The sequence below is a fragment of the Vibrio glycogenivorans genome (assembly GCF_051660965.1).
Taxonomy (GTDB): Bacteria; Pseudomonadota; Gammaproteobacteria; order Enterobacterales; family Vibrionaceae; genus Vibrio.
The window spans coordinates 264,290-281,307 of the sequence record NZ_JBPVIS010000002.1 but is presented as its reverse complement, the minus strand read 5'-3'; the positions used below and the strand labels follow the sequence as shown (position 1 = coordinate 281,307).

Annotated in this window: 17 protein-coding genes; all 17 read left to right on the top strand. The window is 50.6% G+C overall.

Annotated elements, in window-relative coordinates; translation table 11 throughout:
• The first annotated feature begins 54 nt into the window (after positions 1 to 54).
• Entirely contained in the window at positions 55 to 420 is a 366-nt protein-coding gene (locus ACSTTG_RS06000) for a hypothetical protein (protein WP_438474116.1), read from the top strand.
• Positions 421 to 475: 55 nt separating this feature from the next.
• The gene (locus ACSTTG_RS05995; protein ID WP_438474115.1) at positions 476 to 1,219 is read left to right on the top strand and encodes a hypothetical protein; all 744 of its coding nucleotides are present in this window, start codon (positions 476 to 478) and stop codon (positions 1,217 to 1,219) included.
• 128 nt (positions 1,220 to 1,347) lie between these two features.
• Complete coding sequence (locus ACSTTG_RS05990; RefSeq protein WP_438474114.1) at positions 1,348 to 2,781, top strand: DNA-directed RNA polymerase; 1,434 nt, start codon at positions 1,348 to 1,350, stop codon at positions 2,779 to 2,781.
• 325 nt (positions 2,782 to 3,106) lie between these two features.
• Complete coding sequence (locus ACSTTG_RS05985) at positions 3,107 to 3,736, top strand: GIY-YIG nuclease family protein (RefSeq protein ID WP_438474113.1); 630 nt, start codon at positions 3,107 to 3,109, stop codon at positions 3,734 to 3,736.
• Between the two features lie 28 nt (positions 3,737 to 3,764).
• Positions 3,765 to 4,700 (top strand): DNA-directed RNA polymerase, encoded by a 936-nt coding sequence (locus ACSTTG_RS05980; protein ID WP_438474474.1) that lies wholly within the window; start codon positions 3,765 to 3,767, stop codon positions 4,698 to 4,700.
• A 251-nt stretch (positions 4,701 to 4,951) separates the two neighbouring features.
• Entirely contained in the window at positions 4,952 to 5,764 is an 813-nt protein-coding gene (locus ACSTTG_RS05975; protein WP_438474111.1) for a hypothetical protein, read from the top strand.
• A 261-nt stretch (positions 5,765 to 6,025) separates the two neighbouring features.
• Positions 6,026 to 7,126 (top strand): hypothetical protein, encoded by a 1,101-nt coding sequence (locus ACSTTG_RS05970; protein WP_438474110.1) that lies wholly within the window; start codon positions 6,026 to 6,028, stop codon positions 7,124 to 7,126.
• Between the two features lie 309 nt (positions 7,127 to 7,435).
• Complete coding sequence (locus ACSTTG_RS05965) at positions 7,436 to 7,798, top strand: hypothetical protein (RefSeq protein WP_438474109.1); 363 nt, start codon at positions 7,436 to 7,438, stop codon at positions 7,796 to 7,798.
• A gap of 17 nt (positions 7,799 to 7,815) precedes the next feature.
• Positions 7,816 to 8,103: a hypothetical protein gene (locus ACSTTG_RS05960; RefSeq protein WP_438474108.1), complete on the top strand. Its 288-nt coding sequence runs from the start codon at positions 7,816 to 7,818 to the stop codon at positions 8,101 to 8,103.
• Between the two features lie 10 nt (positions 8,104 to 8,113).
• Positions 8,114 to 8,662 (top strand): hypothetical protein, encoded by a 549-nt coding sequence (locus ACSTTG_RS05955; protein ID WP_438474107.1) that lies wholly within the window; start codon positions 8,114 to 8,116, stop codon positions 8,660 to 8,662.
• 493 nt (positions 8,663 to 9,155) lie between these two features.
• Positions 9,156 to 9,446: a hypothetical protein gene (locus ACSTTG_RS05950; RefSeq protein WP_438474106.1), complete on the top strand. Its 291-nt coding sequence runs from the start codon at positions 9,156 to 9,158 to the stop codon at positions 9,444 to 9,446.
• Positions 9,447 to 9,461: 15 nt separating this feature from the next.
• Positions 9,462 to 9,830 (top strand): hypothetical protein, encoded by a 369-nt coding sequence (locus tag ACSTTG_RS05945; protein ID WP_438474105.1) that lies wholly within the window; start codon positions 9,462 to 9,464, stop codon positions 9,828 to 9,830.
• Between the two features lie 189 nt (positions 9,831 to 10,019).
• Entirely contained in the window at positions 10,020 to 10,550 is a 531-nt protein-coding gene (locus ACSTTG_RS05940) for a hypothetical protein (RefSeq protein ID WP_438474104.1), read from the top strand.
• A 143-nt stretch (positions 10,551 to 10,693) separates the two neighbouring features.
• Complete coding sequence (locus ACSTTG_RS05935) at positions 10,694 to 11,389, top strand: hypothetical protein (protein ID WP_438474103.1); 696 nt, start codon at positions 10,694 to 10,696, stop codon at positions 11,387 to 11,389.
• On the top strand, positions 11,386 to 12,732 hold the full coding sequence (locus ACSTTG_RS05930; protein WP_438474102.1) for a hypothetical protein: 1,347 nt from the start codon (positions 11,386 to 11,388) through the stop codon (positions 12,730 to 12,732). Before ACSTTG_RS05935 ends, ACSTTG_RS05930 begins: the two co-directional genes overlap by 4 nt.
• A 53-nt stretch (positions 12,733 to 12,785) precedes the next feature.
• Positions 12,786 to 13,334: a hypothetical protein gene (locus ACSTTG_RS05925; protein WP_438474100.1), complete on the top strand. Its 549-nt coding sequence runs from the start codon at positions 12,786 to 12,788 to the stop codon at positions 13,332 to 13,334.
• Between the two features lie 989 nt (positions 13,335 to 14,323).
• Entirely contained in the window at positions 14,324 to 17,011 is a 2,688-nt protein-coding gene (locus tag ACSTTG_RS05920; RefSeq protein WP_438474099.1) for a hypothetical protein, read from the top strand.
• Positions 17,012 to 17,018: the final 7 nt, after the last annotated feature.

The window sequence follows — 17,018 nt, the reverse complement described above, 5'->3', positions numbered from 1 at the left end:
AAAAAAGTGCGGGGCGGCCCGCAAACCATCAACCAATAGAGGAGACATAGAACCATGCAAATCAAACTAAGTTGCGGAACGCAGATCAGCGAAAGCGAGTTGACTCACCAAGAGATCAATTTCACCAAGTTCACCGAGGAGAAAGGGTTGCTTACCGTTTCGTTTCCAGTCGACGCCGTAGAGATGAATGCATCGGACGTTAACGGCTTGGAAGTGTTCAGCATCATAGCAATCGTACACAACCAAGACGGAACAACCACCCGCGCCGTCTTGGGGCTAGCTAACGAAGATGATGCGTTCGAGGCGTTTAAGTTTCTGGACATGGTGAAAAGCACGCCATACGTGGAAGACTACAACCCAGTAACGGTCGAGCTTTTCCAAGCGTGGAAAACGTACCAACTGCTAGAAAACGCACGATAACAACAAACGGCGGGGAAACCCGCCAACCATCAACCAATAGAGAGGAGACGCAACCATGAAAGACACATTCAAAGAACTTGATCACCGCGCGGTATTTTCGGCAGTTACGGAGTGGACGCAAGGCAACTACGACCAAGGTCAACTACTGCCATCATTCAAGGCTTTCCTTGATAGCCTACCGAGAAACTACGTAGCCTACGTGACTAACCCCGAGGCGCTACGACTACTTTCGGACGATATGGGCGAGCCCAACACAGAAAAAGTAATCAGCGGCGCGGCTGATGTATTGCTCGGGCTGACTGGCGAAACTTACCGCGTTTGGTATGGCGAAGCTAAACGCATCAACCGCAAGAAAGTTGATAAGATTATCGCCGCCCTAGGTTTCTTATCAGAGGCAGGGATCGAGTATAGCGCCGATCCAGAGTTCGACCCGTTCGCGGACGTGACCACGGCAAGCCCTGAAGAGGTGGCGGCGTTTGAGGAATACTTGAGCGAGCAGGAAAGCCCCGAGATCATCGAAGAGCCAACCACCACAATGCAAGCAATGTTCATCGACGGTAAGATGGTTGCAGGCGTAGAAGAATATCAGCCGATAATAGACGCGACCCGCAAGGTCGAATACGCCCAAGAGGCATACGCCGAGGCGGTAGAAGTGGCAGCAGAGCTTAAACGTCAGCTTGAGCTTGCTACCATGGCGGCGCGCCTAGCAGAGAAGGACGTGGAGATCGCCGAGCTTGAGCTAGAAAACGCAGAAATGCGCCAGATTGTCCGAGAGACCAAAGAGCGCGCGGCACAGTAACCAAACCCCGCCATGGATGGCACCAACCCCGTTTGATTTCGATCATTCGGGGTTTTTGTGCTTGACCAAAAATAATGTTTACCGTAAACTTACCCCATAACAACGAAACAAGAGGAGGTAACACGAACATGAACCATAACGAACACACCCAACTGGAGCTTGAGCGACAGCAGAAAACGCAGGGATATGACGCGTTTTTACTGGATGCGGGCAACAAGCAAAGCAAGCTAGAGCAGCAGGAACAGCTAGAACGCGAAATGTTCGAGCTTGGCGAGGAAGGTTTCTGGAAACAGCAGAAAAACAACTCTGACGCGTCCACACGGGACGTCAGCAGCATCGCGGTAAAGACCATGGTCGAGTCGTTCGGTGAGGTGCTAAAGGCCGCCATAGGCGAGGAGAGGGCGCGATACACCAAAGGGCGTAAGCCTATGTTACTGCGCATCACCGCCAAGCCGGATCTGCTAGCGTTCTTGACTATCCGAACGCTGTTTAACCGACTCATAAACAAAGGATCGTGTGTACTGGCGGGAACGTCGGCGGAGTTGGCGGGGCTACTGACACTTAACGACCCAGCCATTAAGCAGCTAGGCGACACGGAGGCGACACGACTTGCGGCGGTGCTTATAGAGTTGCTTTGTATGAGCGGTGACCAGTTCGAGCTAGAGCTAGCCTACGAGAACAAGAGCAGTAAAAACAAGTCATGGATCGTCACCATCGGCGAAGAGTGGCAAGACTTGATCCGAGAGGCGACGGAAGAGATGGCGAAGTTGATCGCTGTGTCGTTCCCCATGGTGGTGGAGCCCAAGCCATACGGCGAAGATGATCGCGGCGGTTACTTGTCGGATGACCTAGAAATGACGCTCATCAAAAAGCGCGGGTCGGTGGCTAGCGAGGCGTCGAGAAAGTCTATCAACCTGATACAAAAGACACCATGGCAGATAAACACCGACGTTCTTTCTGTAATGCGCATGAGCAGCCCGTTAGAGCCCCTACCAGAGCCGTTTGATGTTCCGATGCCCCATGATGGCGTTGACGAGCTAACAGACGACCAGAGGCAGGACAGGGCGAAATGGCACGGCAAGCGTGATCACCGCGACCGAATGGAAAAGGCGATCATCTCGAAGAACATCAACACGAGCGGGGCGATGGACCAAGCAAAGGCGTTTTCTCGGTTCGAGTCGATCTACTTCCCGCACAACATGGATGCGCGGTCACGTGCTTACCCCGTAGGGGCTCGCATAACGCCACAGGGCGAGGATAGACAGAAAGCGTTGATACAACTCAAGCCGATGAAGGTTAGAACGGCTGAGGGCGTGCGGTGGATGCGTATCAACCTAGCTAACTTGGTCGGCCACGACAAGCTGAAGCTAAACGAGCGCGAGGCGTGGGTGATAGCCAACGAGAGCTTGATCCGCGATGTGGTGAAAAACCCTTACAAGTGTCAGCTATGGCATGGATGGGATAAGCCTTATCAGGGGCTGGCGGCGGCGTATGACTACGTGCGTTGGTTGGATAGCAACGGCGAGGCACCAATAAGCACATACGTTCAACTCGATGGTTAACATACATAGGCTTGTTTCGAGTATAAAAAAAATAACCCATTGAAAACGGTGGACACCCAAACGTTACGGGCGTGGGCAATACCGTGCCAAGCTTTTAACTACTGAATAAGTCAGCAGTTAACTGAAGGTGTAGAGACTATCGAAAGGCACCCAAAAGGTGAACCGAGTAGAGTACAGCCCAAGCGGGTCGGGGTGGTGGGTAATAACCACGTAATGCCCTGTTAAATGGAAGTGGTGGGGGCGCTACGGCGTCAAGATATAGTCCGCTCTCACGGGAAACCGTGAGCTGTAAGAGTCGTCTCCCAACGCATGGGAGGTAAGAAAAATGTTTGTAGTTTACAAGATAGTCACCAATGACGGTTTTGAATACGTTGGGCAGTCGAAAGACCTAGCCGGACGACTGAAGAAACACGAAAAGGACGACTTTAAAAAGCCTCATTTGGATACGGGTTACTCAGTGGAAATACTGGCGGAGTTCGGGACCAGAGAAGAGGCTTTGAAATACGAGGCGACGATAGTCACTCATGAGTACGTCAAGCGACCAGACACGCTAAATAGGTGGTTTGGTGGCCAAGGTGGTTGGGAGCACATCAAGCCCGAGCACTACGCGAAAGCGGCGGAAAAGAAAAAAGCTAGGCCGATGACGGCGGCGGAGGCGGCGCACATGGAAAACTTGCGCGTTAACGCTATCGGAAAGAAACGCCCTGATCATTCCGAGTTCATGAAGAGCGCCGGAGGGGTAAACAGGCTTTTGACCGAAGAGGCGAAAGCCAAAAGTGCGGCGTCACAAAGAACGCCAGAGGCGCGAGCTAGGAAAAGAGCGGCGGCGACTGGCAACACAAACAACAGGGGTAAGAAAGCTTTCAATGACGGAATAAGAAACTACCTTCTTTACCCAGAAGACCCTAAGACGCAAAACATGAAGTTAGGGCGTATTAGGAAAACCACGAGATGACTCTTTACAGGGGATAGGGTAGCGACCTATCCCAAACATTTGGTTATGCAACGGCGTACAGCATCTAACGGCACTGACGCGCGATCACAGGGTAGCGCCTCACGTCGGGCTGATACGAACCGAGGAACGCGGCGACGTATATCAATACGTGCTTGACCATTCTATCCAACTGCTAGAAAGCATGGACGACGCGATAGCAACCGAGTGGATCAAGTCGGGGCTGATGGAACGCAAGCTTGCCAAAACTCCGGTGATGACCTTGGCGTATGGCGCGACCTTATACGGTATCAAGGAAGGTATCAGAGACTTTATCTTTGATAAGAAAGGCGATGACCGTTTTGCCGATGGTTTCGGATCTGCCAACTGGATGGGCGAACAGCTTTGGGATGTGATGGGCAACCACCTACAGGGCGCGACATCGTTTATGAAATGGGTTCAAGCGGTGTCTGATGCTTTTAGCTCGGTTAACCGCCCGTTTCACTGGACCACACCCAACGGGTTTAAGTGTGTTCAGCGAGAACCCAAGTTCAAAACCAAGCGGGTACAGGCAACGCTACGCCGTGGCGACACTGTGAGGCTTAACTTTAACGAGCCAACGAACGACATTAACGGGCGCAAGTCTCGCCAGTCAGCAAGCCCTAACCTGATACACAGCTTTGATGGGTCTCACTTATCGCTGACGGTTAACAGGGCGGCGGATGAATACGGCGTGCGTAGCTTTGCCATGTGTCACGATAGCTTTGGCGGCCATGCTGACGACGCACCATACATCCTACAGTCAGCGAAGGAAGTATGGGCGGACATGTACAGCGTGAACCACCCACAACGGCTTTACGATGAGTGGTGCGAGCAAATGGAAGAGGCGGGCGAGCACTTCGGGTTAGTGCCGCAGTATTCAGAGTTCTTTACGCTTGGGGATCTAGATAGCCGAGAGGTGGTTGGGTCAGACTTCTTTTTCGCCTGATCCATTAAGTCGCCCCTAAGTGGTAAATGGATAGCATTTTCAGCCCACGGAGGGGCGTTAACAAGAGGAGTAAAAAACTGTGAACAGTAAGCAAAGGCGCTCACTCAAACGGCGACTAGCCAATGATGGTTATAGCCACGACGAGATCGAGCAGATATTGAAACTAACCGCGCTGAACAAGTGCGATGCCATACCGACAGGTGTCGATGTCGAGGCCCGCAAAGGGCTTTCCACCGCGAGGGGACAAAAGAATGCGAGAAAACGATACGCCAGTACGCGATAACTGGATGAAGAGCACGCACACGCGAGAATACGTGATCACGGGCTTGCTGCATTCGGCATATATCGACTTTACAACGCGGGGGAACCTATTCAACGAACCGGACAAAGAGACAGGGGAAATAGAACCAATGAAGTTATTACACATCAATGAGAAGGCTATCGATGCTCGGGCATTCGACGCAGAATGCACCGTATACGACAACCCAACCAATACCAAGACGCCGCACCGTTTTCACATTGAGTTTAAGCCAAAGGCGACCATTGCGGGGATAGAGGCAGGCACCGCTATCGAATTGCTTGATCTGGACGTTCTGGCCAACCTGAACGCGGATACATGCAACGCTCGACAGTTCGCACACAAGACTGCGCAACTTGACGACATAGACCAAGTTAAAAAGCGCATGATGATCCTTGCCCACTTCACCGAGGCTATCAACGGGGAAGGGGTGACGACGAAGCGCAGAGACCGACCAACCGACAAAGAAGCTAAACAAGTCAATGGCAAAATGTTTAGCTCGGTGCTGAAGCTCATCAAAAAAGGCGGGAAGACTCCGATCCCTGATACTTGTGGTTACTGGATACAGACCGGAGCCGGAAAGTTTGACGGTACGCTCGCGGTGTTCTTTGGTGATGCGATGATCGCCTTTGATGTGAAGCAGCACGAGACCCCGATCAATGCCGAGTTTAAAACCGGAATAGTCGGCAAAGGTAAGGGTAAGAAAATACCCGTCAAGAAAGGACGTAAAGAGCTGGCACAGTCTCGCGCCGTTCACTATGGATAACACGGATCGTTTTCATAATATTTAACTTAAGAGATTATGAAAACGGTTTTCATGTATCGCATTCGCTCCGTGCTCACGCCCCTTCGACTCGCTCCGCTCGTCTTCGGGTCGTTCCCAAAAAACACACATGAATAACTGGAAAATGAAACTATCGCCGAAGGCGTCGAGCGGAGCGAGGCGAGCGGAGCGAGTTTGACAACGTGTCGGGAGGCGGAGCCGACACGGATCAATTTTTGAAACAACCAAGAGGAGATAACAACATTGAATATCAACATTGATAAAGGTCTACTGTCAGACCTAGAACAGCAATACATTAACAGTGATTTGTATGACAAAAGAATCACCGTAGCGACCCTAGTAAACATAGTAATAGAATCGGTAACATCGCATAGACCAATACCGGATCTTATCAGGGAATATATCACTGCCCTAGATGAAGTGTATCAAGGCGGGTTTACCGTTCAGTTTAACGAATCTATACATACATTAGAGGGCCTAGAGCGAACCGCATTCACGACACAGAACAACTACAGGGTTTCCACTGGCAGGGAACCCATGGAAGACATAGGCGACTTTAGGAGCCGCAGCGAATACGCCAAAGTTTTGATCCGAGTGTGCCTATTCAACGCCAAGTTGGTTAACGATAACAACACCGTGACGATCAACTCATACGCTGATAAAAGCAAATTCCAACACGAGATCGTGAGGGCGTATGTTGAGCAATACCATTCATCTATCATAAACAACGGCGCAGGCGCACCATTACACAAACTACAGAGTTCGTTTCAAGGTTTTTCTGAAACCCTAGATCATCACTTAAGTGTTAGCGTGGCAATTCATGACGCCAACCGAAAAGAACAAAACATGTTCGCTAGACAAGAAAGAAAGGCGAAACGTGACGCACAAAAAGAGCAAGAACAAATAGAGTTTAAATCTCTTCACGGGAGTAGGAAAAAAGCCACCCGAAAGACCATCGCCAAGATGTTGCCCGACAGCGTTAAGATAGCGGCAAGGGAAATGATCGAAAACAACACTATGATCGGTCAGTTTGAATATGTGTGGGCGTATGAGGTCAAAAACCTAGTTATGACTGACGGCGCGCATTCCAATGACTGTAAGGTGACGTTGTTTGTCGACCCAGATGATCAAGAAATGATCAGGTTAAAGAAAAACGGAACGGTTGCTAATGATCAAATAATCTTTACCGAAAAAATGACCGCATTGGAGTATAACCGTTTTTGCATCAATTTCTGGAACGAGTTTACCCGAGTAGGTAACTTAAACGCCACCAACGAGTTTGAAAGGGTGATGAGCATAGGGGAAGGCTTAAGCGAATTTAAGAATACCCCGATATTTGTATAGTACCAACTAGACATACATACGGAAAATAAGCCCGTAAACGTGCCTACATTCAACGAAAGCACCATCACATGATAAATGGTACCAGTTAAACGCTAACGCCCCGCACAGAGCCATACAGCGCCAAATAGAGCGTTTTAGCTTTCTGGCGGGTTACTCATCGTTCTAGGCTAAAAGGCGTTTCGTCGTATAGCTTATATTTCAATAACTTACATCTCATCTTATTAAGTCGCCCCTAGATGGTATACCTAAGATTTTTCTAGTTATACCGTTGGGCGGCGTTTTGCCGTGATTCTAAGAGGAGATAAATCAGTGAACAAATACGAACAACTGGCGGCAGAACTAAAACCCCGCCTAGAAAATAAAGGTATCGGTATCGAATACGCCGAGACTATCGCAGACCGCAACCGCATTGACTTTAGTGTGTGGGGCGGCTTCATGTCGAACGGTGCAGAAGCGACAGCACGTCACATTGGCGGCCTATGTATTTTGTACGGCCTAGATGTGGGCGTGGGTATCCATGATAGCCCTGAAGTGGTGACGTTCATCGAGATAGACGAACGTAACACACCCGAGCAGGTAGAGCGCGTCTTAAAGTCGGTTCTTGATATCGTGCTTGGCGATGAGAACGCCCAAAGCGACCTTGACCGTTTCATGTTAGGTCTTAACAACTAAAAGAGGAGTAACAACCAATGAGCGAAGTATACAGCAACCTAGTAAATGCACTCGGCGATGAGTGCGACGCCCTATGGTCTGATTTCATCAAAGAAACAGAACAAACCTACGGGCCAGCCGTAGCGCGAGCATGTGCGCCACTACAAACCAAAGTGCGCGGGCTGTACATCCAACTACAAGAGTCGGGCAACCTGTCAACGCATCAGTTTAACGTTGGCGGGGCGATGGCGTCTATCTACGTCACGCGCAAAAAGATCGGTGGTCGCTACGTGAGCAAGATTGCCCTTAACGACACGTATCTGTAAGGGTGAGCACATGTATCACACTGACGGAAATGAAAACAGCGCCATGGCTTTGGCGCTAGCATCAGCAAAGCCAGAAACCATCAAGGTTAAGAGCAGCAAGCCTAAGAAACCGAAGAAGGTAACGCCAAAGCCAGCACCGAAGAAGGTAGAACCCAAGCCCGAGCCCGAGATTATCAAACCATTCTACGGCTCGACCAAACTATTTAAGTTTTTCGGTCCAGTGGCCAAGGACATGGCAGTGGCGGCGCGCAAAGAGATGCTAGCAGACGTGGCAGAAGCGCGCAGCGGTGGCGATGAGCTAGACCGAAAGTCCTTCAACAAGATCCGCAACCGCCATACAAATGGGCTAGCAAAGGCGTTGATCGACATGTCCATGAAGGGCGAGTTCGAACTAGTAACGGTCAAGTACGTTGACGGCGTGCCGTTTCTTGTATCTAGCGCATTTCGTGGGGCTAATGTCGAGCTGTGCCGCAGTGATTGGGATGGCAATTGGACGCTTTCGCATCACATGATCAACCTAAATGAGCGAAGCTTGTTTGCGAAACCAAACAAAGATTAACTAATTTGGTTTAGAGCCAAACGCCGAGACCCCTCATTGTCTCGGTGACAAGGCACCCCGCCTTGTGTCCTTCGGGTATAGACAGCCCGTTTCCTATCCGGTTGGGTGATCCGGTGGACAACATCGCCTGTTTATTTGAATTGCGTCGACTGTTTTGAAAACTGTCAGTCGACACAATGCCCATGTCTTCGGCGACGATACGATGTGACGCGCATCAGGGCAACTATTCGCGTCCAAGCCTAGAGGGGCCTCTCATCCCTTCCTATAGCCGTCTAGACCCACGGTAGGCGTACGGGTCTATTTATTCAACATCATATCGTAGAACCCGCCAAGGCTACGCTATGACCTCACGATCAAGATGAGCACAAGCTCACTTTCCGGCAGCCCGACCAGATCGAAAACGGGCACTCTTTGACGGCACTCGCCAAATCCTCGCCCGCTAACGCGGCGGCGGTGCCGTCCTTTTATTCAACGTCATTCACGGAGACAACACATGATCAACTTAACAGAACTGCTTTCGCGAAAACAGGCGAGAGATTTTCGCATGATGGGCGCTAAGGCAAACCGTAAAGGCAAAGACCCAAAAGGTCTGCTAGAGCACCATTTCGTGCTACTGGCCATGAACGGCGAGATCGAAAACGTCACATCTAAGCAAATGGGTGGGCCACGTCTAGTGCACTTGACAACCCCAATGGGGGTGTTTGCCGCATCTTATGACATTGACGCCGATCGATATGAGTTTATTGATGACGTTCAATTCATAGCAACCCCAACAACCAACTAATAAGGAGCCAACATAATGGCTAAGAAACAAACACTAAAAGAGCTTAAGGCTCTAGCGGCGAAAGCCGAACAACTTCAAGCTGAAAACGAACAACTCAAACTCAAACTAGTGTCCAAAGAACGTGACAAAAAACTCACGGCTACTAAAGAATCTAAGTTATACGAAGAGTTGGGCAGATTCGCCGCCGCATATCAAGAAACCCAAGAGAGCGGTTCGGCAAAACGTGAACTTTACAATTCAATCATTCTCCATTTGGGGCACACGCTCAACACCGAAAGTTTCTCGCGCGCGGTAGAAATACTATTAGCGCAATCGCGAGGCACATATGAGCACGATCCCGAGTTAGTCGCACATATGGCTCAAGAGATTGTAAAAGGCAAATAAGCATTATGAGCGGACCGACACCAAAACGAACTACGCAGATTGTTCGCGAAGAAAGAAAGGTCACGAGGGTGAAAGAAGGTAGCGCCAAGACCATCGTAGAACTACGCGCCCGCATCGCTGAGCTTGAAGCACAAGTTGCGGAACTTAAAAAATAACCAACATAAGGAGGCCATACCATTGAGGCCAAAAGTGCTAACCCGTAGTGCTCAAGTGAAAATGTTCACCCGCACGTGGTTACCTCTCAAAGAAGAGATGGCCGTATTGTCTGAGGGTAAACGAAGTCCCGAGCAATACACCATCATGCAACATGCTGACCCAGCAATGTTGAAGCATCCAAAGGTTGTGGCGATGGGGCGATACGCTAGTCTAGGCGTGCCATTCTCTGAGTCAGTTCTATACCTGCACGGCTTCTGCCACATACTCACCCAAGTCATTGCCAACAAGCTTAACGCCTCCAAGATGGTCGCACTTAACGACCACAAAGGCAACACGGTACATAGCGGTGTGATGGTCGAGGGCAAGATATTGGACGTCACTGGACTCAATGACCCCAACGAACTCTGTCAATACTACATGGGGATGGAAAGGGCGAACTCGGTGAGAGCAGTCAGCTTCGACTCTATTGAGCTATCACAATACACCATGGCCGTTGATAACAACCTCCACGGTATTCTGAAACGCACTGAAGAAGTAGCGGACATCATCATTTCAACTCTCTGAGCTTAATCAAGGGCATTTTACAAGTGCCTTTAGTTAAGCCCACATCATAACCCTAAGTGTGCCACGCGGGGCGGTGTGGGGACCGGCTGACCCTAACAGCCAATGTTTTTGCAAAGACATTTATTCAAACTATCGGAGGCATTATGCCAAAACAAAAACCTAAAAGCGTAGCAGGTGATGGCGGCTTTCAAGCTGTGCCGGGTATGCCCGTGATCAAAAGCGGCATTGACGAAAACCCGTTACCTAAGCACTACGCGAAAGCGGGCGGTAGTGGTATCGAAGCCGTAGCAGGCCAGAAAGAGACCCCACTAGCCGAGCGCCGCGATGAGCACGCCAAGCGCAAAGTAGAAGCTGCTAAGCGAGCAAAGGCTAAAGCTAAAGCTGACGCTGCGGCTAAGGTCAAGCGCGAGAAGGCCAAAGCCAAAGCAGAGAAAGCGAAGGCCAAAGCCGACGCAGCAGCAAAGGCCAAGGCAGAGAAAGCACGCATTGACGCAGTAGAACGCATCACGGCAAGTGATTGTGTCGCTGAAATGATAGAACTGCTTTCATTCACTGGAAAGCTAACACCAGCACATTGTGCGCGTTACCGCCTGCTCTATCACGCTGGCAGTAACTACAACGGCGCACCGATCCGTTATTGCGATGTATTCCCCGAAACACAGTCAAAGACATCACGTATCGGTAGCCAAAAGAATTGGGGTTTCTTGATGAGCAACATTCAATTCCCTAGCGTTCAAACAAACCTAAACCCAACCGTATTAGTCAAGGTCGATCCGGTCGAGCTTGGCATGGTCGTTATTGACGACCCAAAAACTAACGAAGAAGGAGATCAACAATGATCGAATATAACACTAATGAGATGGTACTTGGCTATCTCGAACAGCAAGGCGTTAAGAACGCAGCAGCTATCGTCGAAGACGTAAAGGCTGAACTAGGTCGACTAATCGGCCAAGCTACCGAAAACCAACTACGTAAAGGCGCGGGCGAAGAAACTAAAAGCGCGGTCGGTATCGACACTAAAGGTCTGATCATCGTAGGTGAGCAGAAAGATGGTCTTTGGCAGTATAAGAACAGCTTTGACTCTATCGAAGTAAGCGAGCTTGGCAACAACATCGACATGATGGTCAAGGGCAGTGACAAAGCATCACTGACCACCAAGGCGGCGTTTGACTCGCTCAAAGTCAAAGCGGGCTTGGGCAGCACTAACGGCTTTGGTCTATCTCTTGACGAGTTCCTAACTGGCGCTATCAGCTACGCGGTGAACCTTAACGAAGGTATCGCGGACATCCCAACATTTGACAATGCAATCATTGAGCGCCGTCAACTACACCGCCTAACCCCAGCACAGATCGCGAAGTGGGAAGAGAACATTGATGGTGACGAGTTCGACGAAACCGATACGCCGGAATACGCCGAGAAAGTGGCGGACACTGGCACGGCTTATGCGAAAGTTGACGTTACTCGCGAAGTGATCACCGACACCGCAACGGCGGCTGGTGGCGCGGCGCTACTAGATGACCTACTAGAGTCAATCATGCAAGAGATCGCGTCATGGTATGTCAACATGCTGATGTATGGTGACGGCTCAGATAACGTGTGGCGTGGAATCGGCGAATCCCGAGCAGGTGGCCGAGTATACCCGACCGAAGCGGTCAAGAACGACCATGAGCGTGATGTAGAGTCATTGCGCGCAGTGTCTGCGTCACAATACACAGATAGTGAAGCTATGCGCACGCACATCCGCGAAGTAAACCGCCTAGTCAAGCTATCAAGCGGCAAAAAGTTCTACTGTAGCCCTGCTACCATGGACGCGATCCGCCACCTATCAAACAGCGGCAGCATGACAGACGCGGCACCACTTGTGATCCGCACAGTCGCCAAAGGCGAAGAGATGGTGCAGTTGCTTGATGACTGTGAAGTTGTGCTGATGGAAGACATGGTTCAACTAGAGCTTGACGGCAAGCTTAGCGACAGCCAAGGCGAAGAGATCACAAGCGGTACACACCCGCTATTCTTCATCGGCGACCTAGCGAAAGCTATCAACTTTAGCGACGGCAAAGACTGGCTAACAGCCGACCCATTCCGTAAAGATGGTGCGGTGCAGATCCGTTACCACAAGCACAAGAAAATGCTACTAGCTGATAACACTGCTATCCGTATGGGTATGTACGAAGTAGCTTAATAACGCACGTGGGGTGGCTATCCGCCCCACCTTTTTAAGAGGATAACAGAACAATGAGTAACAACTTATTTACACGATTTTTAAAGCGCGTCAGTGGTCAGAAGACTAGTGACGAGCGACTATTCGACGACCTGTTGAATGATGATAACTCAGTTTTCACGGTCACCGGATACTCGAAAACAGAAGAGTATAAGCCGGACGTAACACGCCTAGGCGCAAAGCCTATTCACATCAAGACCGAATACACAGAGATTCAATACAAAGGTCATGTGGTCGCAACATCTCGCCGTGTCGATGGTGGCGAGCGAGTGATCGAGTTTATCAACTTCGACCGCAATAAATACCGCTTGGCTGTTTCTGGCGAGGCGCGCAGAAAGAAAGACGCGGCACGCGAGCAACAACAAGAGCGCGACAAGCTACGCAAAGCTCGCGCCCGTAAGAGTGAACTATATCGCATGTTGAACGACAATCCTACGATGTTTAAGCGCGATAAGCAGCTAGTAGCCGAAGCCGTTCGATGCGGTATCGACCTCGGTAATGATGTGACTGTAGATCATAGCATCATCGAAAACCAACGCCTTGAGTCCCAAATGGGGTTCTAAGTAATTCATTGTTGTTCGCCATTAGTGGCGGGCCATGGATAGGTCAACGGTTCCACCTCAAGCGAACCATAACCATTAACCTGTTAGGTGATGGCATTGGCAACTAGCGAAACCTTGGCGGGTGGTGCTCATGCTTGCTAAAACACCAACGCCGTGAGGCGTAGGGCTACCGCCGTGAGGCGTGGGCGAAAATCACTATGTGATTAACCTTTAGTTAATTAAGTTTCATGAGTCTAAGTACCCACCCGAAAGGGTGGGGCTTATTTAAAGTACATCCGTATGGTGTATTTCAAATAAGCGACACACGCGCGGCGGCCTATTGGTCGTCGTTTTTATATCCATTTTGTGAGGAGGAACATACACCATGCACTTATCAAAAGAAACACAGACAATCGACGAGCTTAAACTAGTGCAAGCCATCATCGACGCAGGATGCAAACTTGCCAATGACTACGAATATCGAGGCCGCAACACACAAGTAAATCTGGTGTGCTCTAAGGGGCATCACGCGCGGGCACTACCGAAGATACTTATCCGTCATAGAGTGTGCCCAGTTTGCCACATGAGGAAAAGAACCAAACGCAAGGGGCGCGCATGATAGTTTACACCGTGCGAGTACTAGATCAGGAAATAGGGTGCCCATGGTGCGGCTGTCCGTTTTGCTCGGGCGATTGCTAATAAACTTTTCCGTAAAAATATTTGATAATGGTCGGTGGTGGGTGTATATTCGCCACCTACCAGAAATCGAGAGGACATTATGAGACGACTACAAAAGCGTAGGCGCGGGCAGTGGTTCAACGACCGCAAGGCTGAGCAGCGCAAAAAACGACTTTAGGGCACATGCCCAACATTCAACAGACTGATAGCGCCCGCCATCGCAAGAACCCACTAAGAGGTTTGCAGGGCGGGCGCTTTTTTTGGTCTTGGGAAACACCATTCACGCGCCGACGGGCGCAAAGTAAAAACTTACATGTAAGGAGGCCATAAATATGGCTACTAATAACGGGGTCCTCATATCGCTTGCCGCAGAAGATACAGAGCTACGTCAAGCAGTATCCAAAGTGGCACAGGATATGGGCCGCTCATTCGACGAGATCGAAAAGTCCTATAAATCCGCCGCACAGAACATTGACTCATACAACGACCAGATCGTTAAGTCTCAAGGCGCGGTGGCGACCGCACAAGCGGCGTTGACGTCTGCCATTGAGAGCGGCAACAAAGAGCAAGAGAAGATCGCCCGCGCCTCTCTGAAGCTCGCACAGCAACAATTGCGGGAAAAGAAGGCGAACGCTAACGCAGAAAAAGCCATCGTTACAGACATCGAACGAATCTACGACCGAGCGGCTAAAAGTATCGGTCGAGCAGGTAACGCGGCACTGGGTAAAAATGGTCTGTTTTCTGGCTCAAGCGGTCAGAAGATCCAGAACGTTTCCTATCAACTACAGGATGTAGCGGTACAGGCGGAGCTAGGCACCGACGCGATGAGAATCCTGTCACAGCAAGGTCCACAGCTACTTGGCGCACTTGGCCCAGTAGGGGCGCTCGCAGGTGTGTTTGTCGGTATTGGTGCGGCGGTTGCTCCACTGATCGTCAATATCGAATCCACTAAGACGGCATCTGACTCACTCAAAGAGTCGATTGACATCCTAAGCGGGTCGTTTGACGTGTCGCGCGGTTCTATCAAAGGGCTTAACGCCGACATGCTAGAGCTACTAGAGACTGATGCCAAATACGCACAGCTCAAGCTTGCACAGTCACAAGTCGAAGTGGATAAGGCATTGGCGGCAAGTCGCGAAGCTATCAAAGAATACAGCAGCGTATTTACCGAGACGATAGCGGCTATCAACTACGCCACCAACGACGGACAGGTGAGCGCGGAAAGATACGCGGCAGAGACCGAAAAGCAGATGACCAAGCTAGGCAAGACTCTTGGCGTCAGCAAAGATCAGGCTAAGGAACTGTTCGACTCGTACAAGCAATTCAACCTCGATGGTGATATTGACGCGCTAGCAGAAGACATCGTAACGATGGGAACCAAAGCGGGATCATCAGCGCCCAAGTTGCTAGAACTATCGACCCAGATTCGCGAGGCGCAACGCACGTCGGAAAGCGCGGCCAAGTACAAGAAAGAGCTTGAACGCATCATCGCGGGCGTTGGTGAAACAGCAGACACCACAACCTATCAAGTGCTCGGCTACACCGAGAAGGTGGAAGACAACACACTAGCCATGATCGAAGCTAACCGCCAGCAAGACATATTCAACTATCTTACTGGCGTTGGTGCGGAGCACTCGCAAGAGATGCAAGACAAGATCTTAGGCGAGATCAACGCACGCCATGACCTAACAGAGTCTAACTATCTGTTAGCGGGTCAGCGCGAGAAAGAACTGTCCGCAGTTAACGAGCTTGGCAATGGTTACGATAGCATGGTCAAAAACCTGCAAGCGCAGATCGATGCCGTGGGCATGTCAGGCGAGGCGTTGGCGGTCCATAACGCTGTGTCTCGACTAGGCACCGACGCGACCGACGAGCAGCGAGCAGCAGTTGAAAAACTCGCTAGTGAGCTTTACGGCCTATCTGAAGCGGCGAAGCTTAATAGCGATGCTGACAACTCACTGCAACAACTGATATCACAAAACCAAGCCCTAGCCATTTCTCAGATCGAGAATGACCGCGAACGTTTGGCGGCAACCCAAGCGGCAGAGCTTGAATCATACCGAGTTAAGTACCAAGACGCCGACAACTATCAGCAGCAGCTAACCGAGCTTGAGAAAAAGCACGAGCTACAGCGAGCCGAGCTACGCAAGAGCGAAGACGATGCGGAACAAGCTTTGCTGAGTCAGCATCTTGACGCACTGGCGGCAACCTACGAACAGTACGGCATGAGCCAAGCAGAGAAGGATCAAGCACGATTTGACCAAGAGCTGGCCCACCTCAACGAGCTTTACACGCGCGAGCTAATCACACACGAGGAGTTCTTGAAGGCTAAAGAGAACTTGGACAAGGCTTATTCGAGTGGTCGCGTGGAGCTTGAGAAACAGGTGCTGGGTGACATCGCTGGAATGGGCATTGAAGCTAACGAAGAGTCGGGCGATGGTGTCAAGGCGTTGTTTGCTGTTCAACAAGGTGCGGCGATTGCCCTTGCTACGTTGAACGCGGCGACGGCATACCAAGACGGTTACGCAAGCTCTACGGGCACCAACACGATGAAGATCGCGGCGGGTATTGCGGCACAGGTTAAAGCAGTTTCTGAAGTAGCCAAAGTTGCGGCAGTAACGTTTAACTCCGGTGCTTTCCACGGTGGTGTTGATGAGGTTCCGGCAGAGTATGACAACAAGTCTTTCTATTTGAAGGCCGGAGAGCGAGTGGTGGCACCCGAGGCTAACAAAAAGCTAACCTCTTTCCTAGACAACCCCGAGCGATTTATGTCGGGGAGTGCGTTCGGTGATAGCGATCAGCGCATGCAACCCCGCATGGATAGCGAAGTCAAAGACAGCGTTAAGAATGACGCGCCAGTCAAGGGCGGCGACACCATCATTAGCGCCCCTGTTAACCTTCCGAGCGGTGCCATCGTTAACGAAGACGTGTTCGCTGCTCAGTTGATGAAGCAACGCAAGGTGATAGCAGGCGCTGTTAAGAAGGCGGAAAAAGAACGCCCTTCTACACGGAGACGCTAAGGGGACC